The organism is Leclercia sp. UBA5076, assembly GCF_002416465.1.
Taxonomy (GTDB): domain Bacteria; phylum Pseudomonadota; class Gammaproteobacteria; order Enterobacterales; family Enterobacteriaceae; genus Enterobacter.
Genome location: NZ_DIAO01000005.1, coordinates 143,828 through 160,143, shown reverse-complemented (window position 1 = coordinate 160,143; position 16,316 = coordinate 143,828). Strand labels below are relative to the sequence as shown.

Annotated in this window: 14 protein-coding genes and 2 pseudogenes; 11 read left to right on the top strand and 5 right to left on the bottom strand. The window is 53.4% G+C overall.

Translation table 11 applies throughout. The annotated features are described in order from the left end of the window. Window positions 1-13 precede the first annotated feature (13 nt). The 3 genes from arsC to B3X29_RS06865 are packed head-to-tail and all read right to left on the bottom strand — an operon-like array spanning window position 14 to window position 2,106. A complete protein-coding gene (arsC, locus tag B3X29_RS06875) occupies window positions 14-439 on the bottom strand; it encodes a glutaredoxin-dependent arsenate reductase (protein ID WP_290513101.1) in 426 nt (141 codons plus the stop codon). A 12-nt stretch (window positions 440-451) separates the two neighbouring features. After that, the gene (locus B3X29_RS06870) at window positions 452-1,741 is read right to left on the bottom strand and encodes an arsenic transporter (RefSeq protein WP_290513099.1); all 1,290 of its coding nucleotides are present in this window, start codon (window positions 1,739-1,741) and stop codon (window positions 452-454) included. A gap of 44 nt (window positions 1,742-1,785) precedes the next feature. Beyond that, complete coding sequence (locus tag B3X29_RS06865) at window positions 1,786-2,106, bottom strand: transcriptional regulator (protein ID WP_290513097.1); 321 nt, start codon at window positions 2,104-2,106, stop codon at window positions 1,786-1,788. An 85-nt stretch (window positions 2,107-2,191) separates the two neighbouring features. Between B3X29_RS06865 and arsH the strand changes: the two genes are divergently transcribed. The 5 genes and pseudogenes from arsH to B3X29_RS06840 all read left to right on the top strand — a co-directional run bounded on the left by arsH (window position 2,192) and on the right by B3X29_RS06840 (window position 8,159). Then, entirely contained in the window at window positions 2,192-2,890 is a 699-nt protein-coding gene (arsH, locus tag B3X29_RS06860) for an arsenical resistance protein ArsH (RefSeq protein ID WP_114387384.1), read from the top strand. A gap of 398 nt (window positions 2,891-3,288) precedes the next feature. After that, window positions 3,289-4,290 carry a YhdH/YhfP family quinone oxidoreductase gene (locus B3X29_RS06855; protein ID WP_290513092.1) on the top strand — a complete coding sequence of 334 codons (1,002 nt, stop codon included), beginning with the start codon at window positions 3,289-3,291 and terminating at the stop codon, window positions 4,288-4,290. Between the two features lie 67 nt (window positions 4,291-4,357). Next, window positions 4,358-4,765, top strand: a complete 408-nt coding sequence (locus B3X29_RS06850; RefSeq protein ID WP_290513090.1) for a winged helix-turn-helix transcriptional regulator — start codon at window positions 4,358-4,360, stop codon at window positions 4,763-4,765. Between the two features lie 316 nt (window positions 4,766-5,081). After that, window positions 5,082-6,377: pseudogene (locus B3X29_RS06845) on the top strand (MFS transporter); the annotation flags it as partial. A gap of 321 nt (window positions 6,378-6,698) precedes the next feature. Then, a complete protein-coding gene (locus B3X29_RS06840) occupies window positions 6,699-8,159 on the top strand; it encodes a mannitol dehydrogenase family protein (protein ID WP_290513088.1) in 1,461 nt (486 codons plus the stop codon). A 42-nt stretch (window positions 8,160-8,201) separates the two neighbouring features. On the opposite strand, the gene B3X29_RS06835 is transcribed toward B3X29_RS06840, so the two are convergent. Together B3X29_RS06835 and ydfG are read right to left on the bottom strand one after the other, a co-directional pair. Next, the gene (locus tag B3X29_RS06835; protein WP_103179538.1) at window positions 8,202-8,888 is read right to left on the bottom strand and encodes a GntR family transcriptional regulator; all 687 of its coding nucleotides are present in this window, start codon (window positions 8,886-8,888) and stop codon (window positions 8,202-8,204) included. A gap of 91 nt (window positions 8,889-8,979) precedes the next feature. After that, the gene (gene ydfG, locus B3X29_RS06830; RefSeq protein WP_103179539.1) at window positions 8,980-9,726 is read right to left on the bottom strand and encodes a bifunctional NADP-dependent 3-hydroxy acid dehydrogenase/3-hydroxypropionate dehydrogenase YdfG; all 747 of its coding nucleotides are present in this window, start codon (window positions 9,724-9,726) and stop codon (window positions 8,980-8,982) included. Between the two features lie 153 nt (window positions 9,727-9,879). Here ydfG and dcp point away from each other — a divergent pair, with 153 nt between their 5' ends. The 6 genes and pseudogenes from dcp to urtA all read left to right on the top strand — a co-directional run bounded on the left by dcp (window position 9,880) and on the right by urtA (window position 16,301). After that, window positions 9,880-11,925 carry a peptidyl-dipeptidase Dcp gene (dcp, locus tag B3X29_RS06825; protein ID WP_159338952.1) on the top strand — a complete coding sequence of 682 codons (2,046 nt, stop codon included), beginning with the start codon at window positions 9,880-9,882 and terminating at the stop codon, window positions 11,923-11,925. A gap of 481 nt (window positions 11,926-12,406) precedes the next feature. Continuing rightward, a pseudogene (locus tag B3X29_RS22570) lies at window positions 12,407-12,525 on the top strand (hypothetical protein); the annotation flags it as partial. A 309-nt stretch (window positions 12,526-12,834) separates the two neighbouring features. Further along, window positions 12,835-12,969, top strand: a complete 135-nt coding sequence (locus B3X29_RS06820; RefSeq protein WP_231736623.1) for a hypothetical protein — start codon at window positions 12,835-12,837, stop codon at window positions 12,967-12,969. A 114-nt stretch (window positions 12,970-13,083) separates the two neighbouring features. Next, window positions 13,084-13,407 carry a hypothetical protein gene (locus B3X29_RS06815; protein ID WP_103179541.1) on the top strand — a complete coding sequence of 108 codons (324 nt, stop codon included), beginning with the start codon at window positions 13,084-13,086 and terminating at the stop codon, window positions 13,405-13,407. Between the two features lie 315 nt (window positions 13,408-13,722). Next, complete coding sequence (locus B3X29_RS06810) at window positions 13,723-14,826, top strand: cobalamin-independent methionine synthase II family protein (RefSeq protein WP_159338950.1); 1,104 nt, start codon at window positions 13,723-13,725, stop codon at window positions 14,824-14,826. Window positions 14,827-15,029: 203 nt separating this feature from the next. Further along, a complete protein-coding gene (urtA, locus tag B3X29_RS06805) occupies window positions 15,030-16,301 on the top strand; it encodes an urea ABC transporter substrate-binding protein (protein ID WP_159338948.1) in 1,272 nt (423 codons plus the stop codon). Window positions 16,302-16,316 lie beyond the last annotated feature (15 nt).

The window sequence follows — 16,316 nt, the reverse complement described above, 5'->3', positions numbered from 1 at the left end:
TGTAGTTGGTAGTTTAATTAACCAGCTTGCCTTTGTGTTCGATGAATTTGTCGGCATATTCATTAATAAACGCTCCTTTATGGCTTTTCGGTAGAATATCCATGACCATTTCTGAAGGGCGGCAAAGTCGAGTGCAAAGCGGCGTAACGTCAATCGGCCTATTAATCAGGATCGGATGTTTAAGCATGAAATCAATCAACTGCTCATCGCTAGATTTCTCTTCATCAAGATCCAATTGTTCATAAGGCTCAACATTCTTACGCAGCAATGCACGCACCGTAATTCCCATATCTGAAATAAGTTTAATAAGCTCATCGCGGGTCGGGGGCGTATCAAGATAATAAATTATCGTCGGTTCGTTGCCGCTGTTACGGATCATCTCCAGCGTGTTGCGTGAAGTGCCACAGGCCGGGTTGTGATAGATGGTAATGTTGCTCATATCAGTATCTCATTACAAAGTGACAGAGAGCCGCCACGCCAGCGCGGCCAGAGTGACAAACAGCACCGGCACAGTCATGACAATGCCGGTACGGAAATAATATCCCCAGGTAATCTTTATATTTTTCTGGGCAAGCACATGCAGCCACAGCAGGGTTGCCAGACTGCCAATCGGGGTGATTTTCGGGCCTAAATCGCAGCCAATCACATTGGCATAAATCATTGCCTCTTTCACTACGCCAGTCGCCGTACTCCCGTCAATCGACAGCGCACCAATCAGCACCGTCGGCATATTATTCATCACAGACGACAGAAACGCAGTCATAAAACCGGTACCAAACGTGGCAGCCCATAAACCTTTGTCTGCCAACATATTGAGTACGGCAGAAAGATATTCAGTTAGTCCTGCGTTACGCATACCGTAGACGACCAGATACATGCCCAGCGAGAAAATAACGATCTGCCATGGCGCACCGCGCAGGACTTTCCCGGTGTTGATGGCATGGCCTCGTTTCGCCACCACAAACAACACTGCTGCGCCAGCCGCCGCTATCGCACTGACCGGGATCCCCAGCGGCTCCAGAACAAAGAAACCGACAAGCAGCAATAACAGGACAATCCAGCCCGCCCTGAAGGTTGCCGGATCCTTGATTGCACTGGCAGGCTTCTTCAGCAGCGAAACGTCATACGTTGCCGGAATATCCCTGCGGAAGAAGAGATGCAGCATGACCAGCGTGGCCGCAATCGCTGCCGCATCCACGGGGATCATAACGGAGGCGTACTGCGTAAAGCCCAGACCGAAGAAGTCTGCCGAGACGATATTAACCAGGTTAGAAACAATGAGCGGCAGGCTGGCCGTATCTGCAATAAATCCTGCGGCCATGACAAAGGCCAGTGTCGTGCCCTGGCTGAACCCCAGTGCGAGCAGCATCGCAATTACAATCGGCGTCAGGATTAGTGCGGCGCCGTCATTGGCAAATAACGCAGCAACAGCAGCCCCGAGCAAGACTATCCAGGTAAACAAAAGGCGGCCACGTCCGTTACCCCAGCGGGAGACGTGCAGTGCGGCCCATTCAAAGAAGCCGGACTCATCGAGCAACAGGCTGATGATGATGACCGCAATAAATGCCGCTGTCGCGTTCCAGACGATATTCCAGACAACGGGAATATCAGCGATATGGATGACACCGGTTACCAGCGCCAGCACAGCCCCGATACTTGCGCTCCAGCCAATACTCAGGCCTCTGGGTTGCCAGATCACCAGTATCAGCGTCAGTAAAAATATACTCCCTGCCAAAAGCATCTCAGACTCCTTTATATGTGTTTATGTGAATGTGTTTCTCTTTCTCAGCAGGAGGTGCAGGCTGATTTATTCAGCCATTCACGTACTTCCTCCCGCATACACTGCCAGGACGTAGTGATTGTCTCAGCTGCCCATGCCGGTATGTGGGGTGACAGGCGATAGTGGATCCATTTGCCTTCACGACGGTCAAGAACCAGCCCGGCTTCGCGCAGGATAGCCATATGTCGCGAGATTTTGGGCTGCGATTCGGAGGTGACCGCACAGATATCGCAGACGCACAGTTCTCCGGACTCCCTGAGAAGCATGACGATGGCGAGCCGAGTTTCATCCGACAGGATTTTGAAAAGCTGAACAGGTTGTAGCATTTTTCTCTCCGTTCCCTTTAGAATACACATATGTTAAATCATATGTAATAATTTTAAAATCACCTGTTCTCTCCGGAGGAGAAAAATGGAACAATTTCCTGCCCTGAATACTGAATGCTTTGATCAACACATTGCTGAACGCCTGCACCTGCAGGAGCCGCCACGGATTCTGATCCTGTATGGTTCAGTAAGAGAGCGCTCCTACAGCCGTTTTGCCGCGGAAGAAGCTGGTCGCCTGCTGACGGCGATGGGCGCGGAGGTAAAACTCTTTAACCCCTCCGGTTTACCCCTGCCGGATGATGCGCCGGACACGCACCCTAAAGTCACCGAGCTACGCGGTCTGGTCAGATGGTGTGACGGGATGGTGTGGAGTTCTCCGGAGCGGCACGGGGCTATGAGCGCAGTTATGAAGGCGCAGATTGACTGGATACCCTTAAGTGAAGGCGCGGTTCGTCCTTCGCAAGGCAAAACACTTGCGGTAATGCAGGTCTGCGGTGGTTCCCAGTCCTTCAATGCAGTGAACCAGATGCGTATTCTGGGCCGCTGGATGCGGATGTTTACGATCCCCAACCAGTCATCCGTAGCCAAGGCATGGCAAGAGTTCGACGAAAACGGCCGAATGAAACCTTCGTCATGGTATGACCGCATCGTCGATGTAGCCGAGGAGCTGTTTAAAATCACACTGCTGCTTAAGGGACAAACCGGTTATCTTGCGGATCGTTACAGCGAGCGAAAAGAGAGCCATCAGGAGCTTTCATCTCGTGTCAATCAGGACAAAATATAACGTCTGTTCTTCGTGAATCTATACTGCATGAGCTTAACAACGTCCGCTATTGGCACAAAGCGGACGTTTTGGTCGGCTGTACGGTCCGCGATGAGCGAAAAGCGGAAGTAAAATTTACTCATCACATCAGCCTCTGAGTTCATTAATATTATTATCAAATGACAGTTTAAGTCACAGTTATGGCAACTGTTAAGATGCGAAGCCTCTTTCTGGGTATACTCAAAAGCGTTTTTTAATATGTCATTTAGTGACACAATACTCATGAAAGGTCAGTGTTTAAAAACCAAATTTTTCAGATGGTTATAAAATAAAGCATACTAACTTTTTTGTTCGTACTGGTGGTCTGGTTAGAGTCGGGTTAGGATTCAACGTCTTTATTCATACCAGGATTTAAATTAATGAACTCAACTTATAAAGCATTTGTTGTTAAAGAAGTAGATGGGAAGTTTATCTCTGAAGTTCAGGTTTTAAATGCAAGTCAACTCCCGGCAGGGAGTATTACGATTAAAGTTGCTTACAGTTCACTTAATTACAAAGATGCCTTGTCTGCGAGCGGGGCTAAATTCATTACACAAAATTATCCCCATGTAACAGGTATTGACGCTGCCGGAGTGGTAGTGGCCAGCTCAGATAAACACTTCAATCCTGGAGATGAAGTTATTGTTACCGGGTTTGATTTGGGAATGAACAGCGATGGTGGACATGCTGAATATATTCGAATTCCGTCTGAGTGGGCCATACCTCTCCCTGAGGGATTAACTTTAAAACAAGCAATGATAATTGGTACCGCCGGATTTACTGCTGGATTATCTGTCTGGCAGTTAATTAAAAAAGGCGTTGTACCAACTGATGGTCCCGTAATTGTCAGTGGAGCTTCGGGTGGTGTAGGGTCTATTGCTGTAAAAATCCTGGCTAAACTGGGTTATGAAGTACATGCAGTCAGTATGACCAGACAGCATGCTAACTACTTGTATAATTTGGGTGCCAAAAAGGTATTTCTGGTTGATGATTTCCAGAATGCTGAGGTCAAAGGTGTTCAGCTCCTTGAGCCTGAATATAGCGCAGTAGTTGATTCTGTTGGTGGTCAGGTCTTTTCAACACTGATCAAAAAATTAAAATATGGCGGTATTGCCACAACCTGCGGCCTTGTGAACGGTATTGAACTGGATCTTACCATTTTTGCGTTCATCAATCGTGGGATTCAGGTCAATGGTATTGATTCAGTATGGATCCCAATGGAAGAACGGTTACCGGTATGGCAGCATCTGGCAACGGACTGGAAAGTAGACCTTAATGAGGAAATGTTTACAGAGATTAGTCTCATCGATCTTGATACTTATATGAAACGTATTCTGAATGGTCAAATGAAAGGCCGGGCCATTGTGTCATTAAATTCTTGATAATCGGTGTTTGCAGGACAGAGTATAATGATCCTGCAACATTAAATCTCACTGACTGGGTATGCAAATGAGCGACGTGTTTAAACTAGATAACATTCCGGTCATCGGGCTTGAAGAAAGTTTACGGCGAGGAGTGCTTCATTCCGTTGAATGCCCCTCCAGAGAAGTATTGAAAGACGTTACCAGCCTGTGGGGGGTACTGGTTCTTATGGCCTTGCGAAGCGGTACGCATCGGTACAGTGAGCTTCGCAGGAAAGCCCCTGGAGTCAGTGAGAAAATGTTGTCTCAGACCTTACGTACCCTTGAAGCAGACGGGTTTATTCAGAGAACGTCCTTCGACGTTGTGCCACCTCATGTCATCTATAACCTCACGGAACTAGGGCAGTCCCTGACTGATGAATTGTCGGGACTTGTGTCATGGATTGAAAAAAACCTGCCGGCCATAGTTCTTTCTCGTCAGAAGAGACAGGACTGAATTACAGTCATTTATTTTCATCCTGGCAACGTCCGCTCATGGCACATAGCGGTCTGCGGCAAAGGAAGTATTGCGCACCCTGAAAATATACAACGGATCGGTAAAGATACTGCCAGGGAGTTTCGCCTCGTCAAAGAAGGGTGGGATTTCTCGAAGGACTTATGCAAAGAAATTCTTTGGGGCATGGGTGGGGCATAAAAGTACCGCAGGTGATATGCAAAAGAACAAATGGATGCATTTCACCAGCGGCAAGTTACTGTTAAATACTCAGGAATTAAGGACAATCCCACAAAGACCTGTAACAGCGCTTTAAATTATGGACTTCCAGCTTTATTCGCTGGGCGCGGCCTTAGTCTTTCACGAAATCTTCTTCCCTGAACAGTCCGCGGCAATGGCGCTGATTCTGGCGATGGGTACCTATGGGGCAGGCTATATTGCCCGTATCATTGGCGCTTTTGTTTTCGGCAAAATGGGCGACCGCGTGGGGCGCAAGAAGGTGCTGTTTATCACCATCACCATGATGGGGATCTGTACCACGCTGATTGGTGCGCTGCCGACCTATGCGCAAATTGGTATTTTCGCGCCGGTGCTGCTGGTGACACTGCGTGTTATCCAGGGGCTGGGCGCAGGGGCGGAGATCTCCGGTGCGGGCACGATGCTGGCGGAATATGCGCCGAAAGGGAAACGCGGCATCATCTCTTCTCTGGTGGCGATGGGGACTAACTGCGGGACCCTGAGCGCCACGGCGATCTGGGCAGTCATGTTCTTTGCCCTCGACCGTGAACAGCTGCTGGCCTGGGGATGGCGTGTGCCTTTCCTTGCCAGCGTGGTGGTGATGATCTTTGCCATCTGGCTGCGTTTGAACCTCAAGGAAAGCCCGGTATTTGAGCAGGTTAATACCGACGAGGCGTCTGTGCAGGCTGCGGTTGAAGAAAATACCCTGGGTGGGATGCTGAAAAGCAAATCATTCTGGCTGGCGACCGGTCTGCGTTTCGGCCAGGCGGGTAACTCTGGCCTGATCCAGACGTTCCTCGCCGGGTATCTGGTCCAGACGCTCTTGTTTGATAAGGCCATCCCGACCGACGCCCTGATGATAAGCTCTATTCTCGGCTTTATTACTATCCCGCTGTTGGGCTGGTTGTCAGATAAATTTGGTCGTCGTCTGCCTTATATTTTGCTGAGCATTTCCGCCATTATTCTGGCCTACCCGATGCTGTCGATTATTGTCGACAAATCGTACACCCCTGGCGTGATCATGACCTCGATTATCGTGATCCATAACTTCGCGGTGCTGGGGCTCTTTGCTCTGGAGAACATCACCATGGCCGAGATGTTTGGTTCCCGTAACCGCTTCACCCGGATGGCGATTTCCAAAGAGGCGGGTGGTCTGATTGCAGTTGGTTTTGGTCCGGTACTGGCGGGGATCTTCTGCAACATGACCGGCTCCTGGTGGCCAATCGTGGTGATGGTGATGGTTTACTCCTTCATCAGCCTGATCTCAGCCCTGCTGATGCCTGAGGTCTGCGATCGCGAGCTGAGCGCGCTGGACGATGCTGCGGACGATAAAGCTGCTGCGCTAAAGATCAACGGTAAACACCGCGCCATCTCGTAGTTGCTGACGACTCCTCTGTTATACGCAGGGGAGTCTTTTTTAACCCTGTCAAAGCCTGCGTTAATGACTATCCCGCTGTCTCCTTCGCATCAATGGTTCATAGCATTGCGTTTTTTTTCAAATGCTGTCACACAACTTTTAATTGATGTCACACCAGATGGCGAAAAGTTAACGTAAATCAATATCGCTATATCAACAATCAGTATGGTTAACGGCAGAGATTTTTTTTATGCCATCTACCATTCTAGTTGGGTTAGTAAGCCGGGTCACGGAGTCAAGCCGGCCCGGATTTATCGCTTAAATACATTAACGAGTACTATCATGAAAAATCCGTTATTACAGGCGCAAGCTACGCTTCCTCACTACAACCGGGATACTCTGCAAACGCGCATCGTGCATCTGGGCTTTGGCGCCTTCCACCGCGCGCATCAGGCGGTTTATACCGATATCCTCGCTGCCGAACATGGCAGTGACTGGGGCTATTGCGAGGTCAATCTGATTGGCGGCGAGCAGCAGATAGCCGATCTTAAGGTGCAGGATAATCTCTTCACCGTTGCTGAAATGTCCGCTGATGCGTGGACAGCGCGGGTGGTGGGCGTGGTCAAAAAGGCGCTGCATGCCCAGGTGGATGGTCTTGAAGCGGTGCTGTCCGCCCTCTGTGAACCGCAGGTGGCGATCGTCTCGTTAACCATTACTGAAAAAGGGTACTGTCACGCCCCGGCGACCGGGCAGCTGATGCTGGATCATCCATTGATCGCAGCCGATCTGCAGAGTCCTCATCAGCCTGTTTCGGCTGTAGGCGTGGTGGTGGAAGCGCTGGCGCGACGTAAAAACGCCGGGCTGCCCGCTTTCACCGTGATGTCCTGCGACAATATGCCGGAGAACGGCCACGTCATGCGCAATGTTACCTGCGCCTATGCCCGCGCGGTCAGCGCTGAGCTGGCGGAGTGGATCGAAGCCAACGTCACCTTCCCGTCAACCATGGTCGACCGTATCGTGCCCGCCGTGACTGCCGACACGCTGAATAAAATTGAAGAGATTACCGGTGTGCGCGATCCGGCAGGTGTGGCCTGCGAGCCGTTCCGCCAGTGGGTGATTGAAGACAACTTTGTTGCGGGTCGTCCGGCGTGGGAAAAAGCCGGGGCCGAACTGGTGGCGGATGTTATTCCGTTTGAAGAGATGAAGCTGCGCATGCTGAACGGCAGCCACTCCTTCCTGGCGTATCTGGGCTATCTGGCGGGCTATCAACACATCAACGACTGCATGGAGGATGCGAACTACAAGCGCGCCGCCCGTGCGCTGATGTTAAACGAGCAGGCGCCGACGCTGAAAGTGACCGGTGTAGACCTGGAGCGTTATGCCGATCTGCTGATCGACCGTTACAGTAACCCGGCGCTGCGCCACCGGACCTGGCAGATCGCGATGGATGGCAGCCAGAAGCTGCCGCAGCGTATGCTTGATTCAGTGCGCTGGCACCGTGTGCACCAGAAACCATTCCCGCTACTGGCGCTGGGTATTGCCGGCTGGATGCGCTATGTCGGCGGCGTGGATGAGCGCGGCGAAGCCATCGAGGTGTGCGATCCGCTGTTGCCGGTGATCCAGGCGGCGGTAAACGGCAGTGCTGAAGGGGTATCCCGCGTGAAGGCGCTGATGGGTATTGAGGCGATCTTTGGTAATGAACTGCCGCAGGATGCGACTTTTGTCGAGGCGGTAACCGGGGCGTATCAAATGTTGCTGGAGAAGGGGGCGAAAGCCGCTGTGGCCCACTATATCGCGGGCTAATTATTATGCCGAATGCCGCCGCTATGGCGGCATTCATTTTCGTTACTCTTCGCTAAACCAGTCACTATTTTCCTGACGAATTAACTGCACTGACTCGCCAATTTCCTGCAGATGCAGGGTCATCGCTTTTTCTACCGCATCGGCGTCACGCTTTTCCAGGGCATGGAAAATATCCAGATGCTGGCGCAGCAGCATCTCTGGCGGTGATACGTGATTAAGGCTCATGTAACGCACCCGGTCCATGGTCGCCTTGATGTTCTCGATGGTATCCCACGCCAGCTGACAGCCAGCAATTTGCGCCAGCTTCTGATGAAATTCGTCGTCGAGCAGGAAGAAGTCATTCAGCTGTTTACGTTCAATGGCGATACGCTGCTGATGCAGATTCTGCTCCAGCTGATAGCACTGATGATCGTCGACCAGGGTTGCCGCACGACGGACCACGGCGCACTCGATGGCCTGGCGGACAAAACAGCCGTTCTGTACCTGACTGAGGGAGATCTTGTTAACGTAACTGCCGCGCTGGGGGCGGATCTGAATCAGGCCATTTTCCGCCAGCTTGATAAAGGCTTCGCGAACCGGCTGACGGGAGACATCAAAGCGTACCGACACCTCTTTTTCTGATAAAGGGGTGCCCGGCGGGATCAGGCAATGCACAATATCGCTGCGCAAAATACGATAAATTTGCTGATTTACGGGTTGTGTCGGATTAAGTTGCGATTCAGCGGCCATTCGATGTGATTTCTCAGAGGGTTAACCCGGAAATACTACCATTCTTTTACCCGGTATCCCAGACCCGGCCCGCAAGCCGGGCGGGGAAAGATCATCCGCGATGAACGCTCAGGCCAGCAAAGCTCTGCGTCACCGGCATCATTTCAACGGTGTTGATGTTGACGTGCTTCGGCAACGTCGCCACCCACCAGACGGCTTCAGTGACATCATCCGGGGTGAGGGCGGTGGTGTTTTCGTAGGTTTTACCGGCTTTGTCATCATCGCCTTTAAAGCGAACGTTGGAGAACTCCGTTCCGCCGACCAGACCCGGCTCGATATCCGTCACGCGGATAGCGGTGCCGTGCAGATCGGTGCGCAGGTTCAGGCTGAACTGACGTACAAAGGCTTTGGTCGCGCCATAGACGTTGCCGCCCGCATAAGGCCAGCTACCGGCGGTCGAGCCGATGTTGATCACGTGACCACGGTTGCGCTCCACCATGCCAGGCAGCACGGCGCGTGTCATATAGATCAGGCCTTTGTTGTTGGTGTCGATCATCGTTTCCCAGTCTTCCACACTGGCTTTGTGCGCAGGCTCAAGACCCAGCGCCAGCCCGGCGTTGTTGACCAGTACGTCGATGTCACGCCATTGTGCCGGCAGATTGGCAATCATCTCTTCAATAGATGCACGGTTACGCACGTCAAGCTGGGCGGTCAGAATGCTGTCGCCAAGCTCCTCTTTCAGCTCCTGCAGACGCTCCTGACGGCGGCCTGTGGCAATCACTTTATGGCCGTTTGCGACGAAGCGACGCGTAATGCTTTCACCAAATCCTGCTGTCGCCCCGGTAACTAAAATAATCATGTCACTGTTCCTCAACGCTTTTTGTGTAGTACTACCATAGCATGTGATCTGACGCAGAGTAAGGTTACTTTTCGTGCCCTCAAGGCCACAGAGATTGCAGCCCATGCCGGGCTGGCCTACTCTGGTGAAATTCACCTTATTCAGGAGTCTGTTATGTCTGGCACTAATCCGTTTTTCACAAGCAGCCTGCTGCCGTACCAGGCGCCACATTTTGATCTGATCCGCGAGGAACACTATCGTCCGGCCTTTGACGAAGCCATTCGTCAGAAGCGCAGGGAGATCGCGGCGATTGCCGGTTCCGCAGACGCCCCCGATTTTGCCAATACCGTACTGGCGCTGGAGAAAAGCGGCGAGCTGCTGAGCCGGGTAAGCAGCGTCTTCTTTGCCATGACTTCGGCGCACACCAATGATTATCTGCAGCAACTGGAAGAGGCGATCTCAACCGAACTGGCGGCGCTCTCTAACGATATCTGGCTGAATGACGCGCTCTTTGCCCGGGTGGATGCCATCTATAATGACCGCCAGGCGATGGCGCCGGATGCCGAGTCCCTGCGGCTGATTGAGGTGCTTCATCAGCGCTTTATTCTGGCCGGGGCCCGGCTGGAGGAGGCGCAAAAGCAGGAGCTTAAAATGCTCAATACCGAATCAGCCAGCCTGACCAGCCAGTTTAACCAGCGTCTGCTGGCGGCAGACAAGGCGGGTGGGCTGGTGGTGGATTATCAGCATCAACTGGATGGCCTGAGCCCGGCGGAACAGGCCGCGGCTGCCGAGGCCGCAGCGGAGAAGGGACTCAGCGATCGCTGGCTCATTCCGCTGCTGAACACCACGCAACAGCCGGCTCTGCAACAGCTACGCGATCGTCAGACCAGAGAAAACCTCTTCAAAGCGGGCTGGCTGCGCACGCAAAAAAATGATGCCAACGATACCCGCGAGGTGGTCGCACGTCTGGTGGCGCTCCGGGCGCGTCAGGCTGAACTGCTGGGCTATGGTAGCTACGCCAGCTGGAAAATTGCCGATCAGATGGCGAAAACCCCCGGCGCCGCGCTGCAGTTTATGCGGGGTATCGTTCCTGCCGCGCGCGGTCGCGCCCTGCAGGAGCAGGCCGACATTCAGAAAGTGATTGATGAAGAGCAGGGCCATTTTCAGGTTCAGGCCTGGGACTGGGCCTTCTATGCCGAACGTGTGCGCCTGGCGAAGTACGCCCTGGACGAGTCGCAGGTCAAACCCTATTTTGCCCTCAATACGGTGCTGACAGACGGCGTCTTCTGGGCGGCGACCCGCCTTTTCGGCATTACGTTTGCCGAGCGCAGGGATATCCCTGTCTACCACCCTGACGTGAGAGTCTGGGAGATCTTCGATCACCACGGAGAAGGGATGGCGCTCTTTTACGGTGACTTCTTCGCCCGCGACTCGAAAGGCGGCGGGGCGTGGATGGGTAACTTTATCGAGCAATCCCATGAAGCCGGGTCGCGGCCGGTAATCTACAACGTCTGCAACTATCAAAAACCAGCTGAAGGCCAGCCAGCGCTAATCTCGTGGGATGATGTGATCACCCTGTTCCACGAATTTGGCCACACCCTGCACGGTTTGTTTGCCAGCCAGCGTTACGCCACGCTCTCTGGCACTAATACGCCGCGGGATTTCGTAGAGTTCCCGTCGCAAATAAACGAACACTGGGCCAGCCACCCCGAGGTCTTTGCCCACTATGCCCGCCATTACGAAACCGGGGAGCCGATGCCCGACGCCCTGCGGGAGAAAATGGTCAGCGCCACCCAGTTTAATAAAGGCTATGACATGACCGAGCTGCTCAGCGCCGCGCTGCTGGACATGAACTGGCACGGAATAACCGCCAGCGAAGCGCCAGCAGATGTGGAGGCGTTCGAAGCCACGGCGCTGGAACGCGAACAGCTGGATCTCCCGGCCGTGCCGCCGCGCTATCGCAGCAGCTATTTCGCCCATATCTTCGGTGGCGGCTACGCGGCGGGCTACTATGCCTATCTCTGGACGCAAATGCTGGCCGATGACGGCTATCAGTGGTTCGTGGAAGAGGGTGGACTGACCCGCGAAAACGGGCAAAAATTCCGCGAGGCGATTTTATCCCGTGGGAACAGCACTGATTTAGCTGAACTTTATCGCGCGTGGCGCGGGCACGATCCGAAGATTGAACCGATGCTGGTTAATCGCGGGTTGAGTTCGTAAGGGCTTTTTAAGGCTGAAAACAGAACCGGGCGCGATGCCCGGTTTTTTTGTCCACTTACACCCAGTCGTCGTTATGATTCGCGATAGCCCACGATATTGACCCGCTGGCGACTATTATACCCATGGTGAAACCGAAGGTCTGGAAATGGGCCAAATCATTACTCGTATCTGGAATCTGACCCAGGGCGATGATATTTGCGACAACGGTGAGGCAAAAGTAATCAGTGATCCATTACCACCACCAATATGAGCACTAAGAGCTAATTTCCAATTAACTGTTATCTATAACATCCCGCGCCACTGGCCTCGTCGCCAATGGACGGCGGTAAGTTGGAATTATCCGCGAGGTCAGGCCAACCCCTTTAATCCCCGGCATTTAGCCGGGGCTTTTTCGCATCTGAAATCCCCATACCTGGGACTATAAGCGCATAGCGCAACGCAGCACCCGGACAACGTCTGAAGGTAAGCAATATGCTTGTGATTCCGTAGGGCGACTTTGTCCCGCGGGAATCGTACTGATTTAGCTGAACTTTATCGCCAGTGGCGGGGGCACGATCCGCAGATTGAACAGTGGTGGGGAATCGCGGGTTGAGTGCGTAAGCGCTTTTTCAGGCTGAAAACAGAACCGGGCGCAGTGCCCGGCTTTTTCACCTGAAAGATGCATCTGCCAGCTCAGTTGAACCTTCTGTTTATCCTCCCGCCTCGCTCGATATAACCATAAGCATGCCTTATATTTTAAAGGTGGCGATTTGCCGCATATGCCAACAGGAGTTCAAAATGAAATCCAATGAGCAAGGTTCAAACAGAGATCAATCTAAGCAGTCTCAAAAGAACCCGAAAGATGACCAGTCCAAACAGAAACCGGGTAAGTCTAAGTAGACTCTCATAACCAAGTTTGACGGAGGTTTTATGACCGATCGTCCAGATTACGTTGATCCTCTTCCTGATGATGAACCGCTTCCTGATGATGATATTCCTGACACACCTGATGTGAATGACCCGCTGGTCGAGGATGACCCTGATATCACCAGGAGACCGCTATAAAAATTTAATAACCGCCTTCGGGCGGTTTTTTATGTAAAGCGTGCACAGCTATGTTGTCTAAAGGTAAAAGATTAAACTGGAAAACAATGCACAACGGGAGTGGCTGGAGACGTAATGGATTTTTCCCCTTTTATGCACGCATTAGCGGCACTTATTGTCCAGTGTCTGTGCGGTCTGAAATGGAATCGGTGGGGCACGGGCGGGGCGTTGGGTTCGCTGTGGTTTGTCGCCCGGGAACAGACTCAGGCTGAATACCGCTGGATTGCCCTGTTTGGTCACGGCAAGCGCGCCAATATGCCGTGGTGGGGCGGGTTTGACTGGCAGGTCTGGAACGTCGCCAGCCTGCTCGACTGGCTGGTGCCGGTGGTTGCCTGCACCCTTCTCTGGCTTTTATCCCGCGCCTGGCAATTTAAAAGAGCAAACAGCCCGCAGCTATAGCGCAACGTTGTTTAGTCTTTATTTATCTTCCCCATGCTAGCTTATTTACGATCCGCAGCCTGGTATGGAATACCGGGTCCGTAGATAGCAAAATACAAATCTATCCATGCAAGCATTTACCGCCAGTCTCTGGCGGTTTTTTTTGCTTATCAGCCGCAACATGAATTTTTTTCAACACCAGTGAATTTTTCTCGTTTGCCGCCAGTCCGACACTGTGACATCTTTTTTAGACATTTAGCCGTCCAGAAGGCTAAAACTTCAAGAGATGAATTATCACTGTCGGCAACTACCTGGCGGCAGTTAAAGGAGAAAATCATGCAGCGACAACACGCCCCGTACCGTGCCGATGTGGTAGGCAGCTTCTTACGTCCCGACGCCATCAAGCAGGCGCGGATCCAGTTCGCCAGCAGTGAGATTAACGCGCAGCAGCTGCGTGCGGTAGAAGACGAGGCGATTCGCCACGTGGTTGAACAGCAGTGCGCCTGCGGCCTGCAGGTGGTGACCGACGGCGAGTTTCGTCGCGCCTGGTGGCACTTTGATTTCTTCGACGGCCTGCAGGGGGTGGAGCGCTACGAATCTGAGCAAGGCATTCAGTTTAACGGCGTGCAGACCAAAGCCCACGGCGTGCGCGTCACCGGCAAACTGGGCTTCGGCAGCCATCCGATGCTCGACGACTTCCGCTATCTGCAAAGCATCAGCGGTAATGCCCAGCCGAAGATGACCATCCCAAGCCCGAGCGTGCTGCATTTCCGCGGTGGGCGTAAGGTCATCGACGCTACGGTCTACCCGGATCTGGAGGTCTACTTCGACGATCTGGCGCAGACCTGGCGCGATGCTATCCACGCCTTCTACGACGCGGGTTGCCGTAATCTACAGCTGGACGACACCGTCTGGGCCTACCTCTGCTCGGACGATCAGCGCCGTCAGATCCGTGAGCGGGGCGATGACCCGGACCAGCTGGCGCGTACCTATGCCCGTGTGCTGAACAAGGCGCTGGAGGGCAAGCCGGACGATCTGACCATCGGGCTGCACGTCTGCCGCGGCAACTTCCGCTCGACCTGGATTTCAGAAGGGGGCTACGAGCCGGTGGCCGAGATTCTGTTTGGTACCGTCAACGTCGATGCTTTCTTCCTGGAATACGACAACGATCGCAGCGGCGATTTTGCCCCGTTACGCTTTATCCGTCCGGGCAAGCAGCAGGTGGTGCTGGGTCTGATCACCACCAAAAGCGGCGAGCTGGAGAACCCGGAAGGGGTGAAAGCGCGTCTGGAAGAGGCGGCGAAGTATGTCGCGAAAGATCAGATCTGCCTCAGCCCGCAGTGCGGCTTTGCCTCCACCGAAGAGGGGAACGCCCTGACCGAAGCGCAGCAGTGGGACAAGGTGCGTCTGGTCACGCAAATCGCCAGCGAAGTCTGGTAACCGCTTCTCACAGCGTTGCATTAATAAAGTGCAACGCTGTGCCATTCTGATCCGCGCCTGCTTCAAAAATCCTCTCCAGCCCACTGATTCTGCTCTCTATTCGATCTGGCATCCTTTTTGCTCTGTCTCATCCTGAATGCTTTTTCTGCGTCCACGCCGTAACGGACGATTTCGCACAGCGTTTCTTTTCAGGAGTGAAAATTATGCATCGTCGTACCTTGTTAAAAGCTTTTGCTTTGTCGGCCTCTGTGGTGGCCATGGGGATGAGTTTCAGCGTGCAGGCCGCCGACACCATTAAAATTGGCATCATGCACTCCCTCTCCGGAACGATGGCGATTTCCGAAACGCCGCTTAAGGACGTGGCGCTGATGACCATCGACGAAATCAACGCCAAAGGCGGCGTGCTGGGTAAAAAACTGGAGCCGGTGGTGGTGGACCCCGCCTCCAACTGGCCGCTGTTTGCCGAGAAGGCTCGCCAGCTGTTAAGCCAGGATAAAGTGGCGGCGGTGTTTGGCTGCTGGACCTCGGTGTCGCGTAAATCGGTCCTGCCGGTATTTGAGGAGCTGAACGGTCTGCTGTTCTACCCGGTGCAGTACGAAGGGGAAGAGATGTCGCCGAACGTCTTCTACACCGGGGCAGCGCCTAACCAACAGGCTATCCCGGCGGTGGAGTACCTGATGAGTGAAGACGGCGGGTCGGCGAAGCGCTTCTTCCTGCTCGGCACCGACTACGTCTACCCGCGCACCACCAACAAAATTCTGCGCGCCTTCCTGCACTCTAAAGGGGTCCAGGATAAAGATATCGAAGAGGTCTACACCCCGTTCGGCCACAGCGATTACCAGACCATCGTCGCCAGCATCAAGAAATTCTCCGCCGCTGGCAAAACCGCGGTGGTCTCCACCATCAACGGCGACTCCAACGTGCCGTTCTACAAAGAGCTGGCGAACCAGGGCGTAAAAGCTACCGAGGTACCGGTTGTCGCCTTCTCGGTGGGGGAAGAGGAGCTGCGCGGCATCGACACCAAACCGCTGGTGGGCAACCTGGCGGCGTGGAACTACTTCGAATCGGTGGATAACCCGGCCAACCAGACCTTCGTTGCGGCGTACAAAAACTGGGCCAAAACGCAGAAGCTGCCAAACGCCGATACGGTCGTGACCAACGATCCGATGGAAGCCACCTACGTAGGCATCCACATGTGGGCCCAGGCGGTAGAAAAAGCGGGCACCACCGACGTGGATAAAGTGCGTGCGGCGATGGCGGGCCAGTCCTTTAAAGCCCCGTCGGGCTTCACCCTGACCATGGATGCCACCAACCACCATCTGCATAAGCCGGTGATGATCGGTGAAATCGAAGGCAATGGCCAGTTTAACGTGGTGTGGCAGACCGAAGCGCCGGTACGCGCCCAGCCGTGGAGCCCGTTCATCGCCGGAAACGACAAAAAACCCGATACGCCGATTAAAACCGCCAGCAACTGAATCCGGATCAGAGAG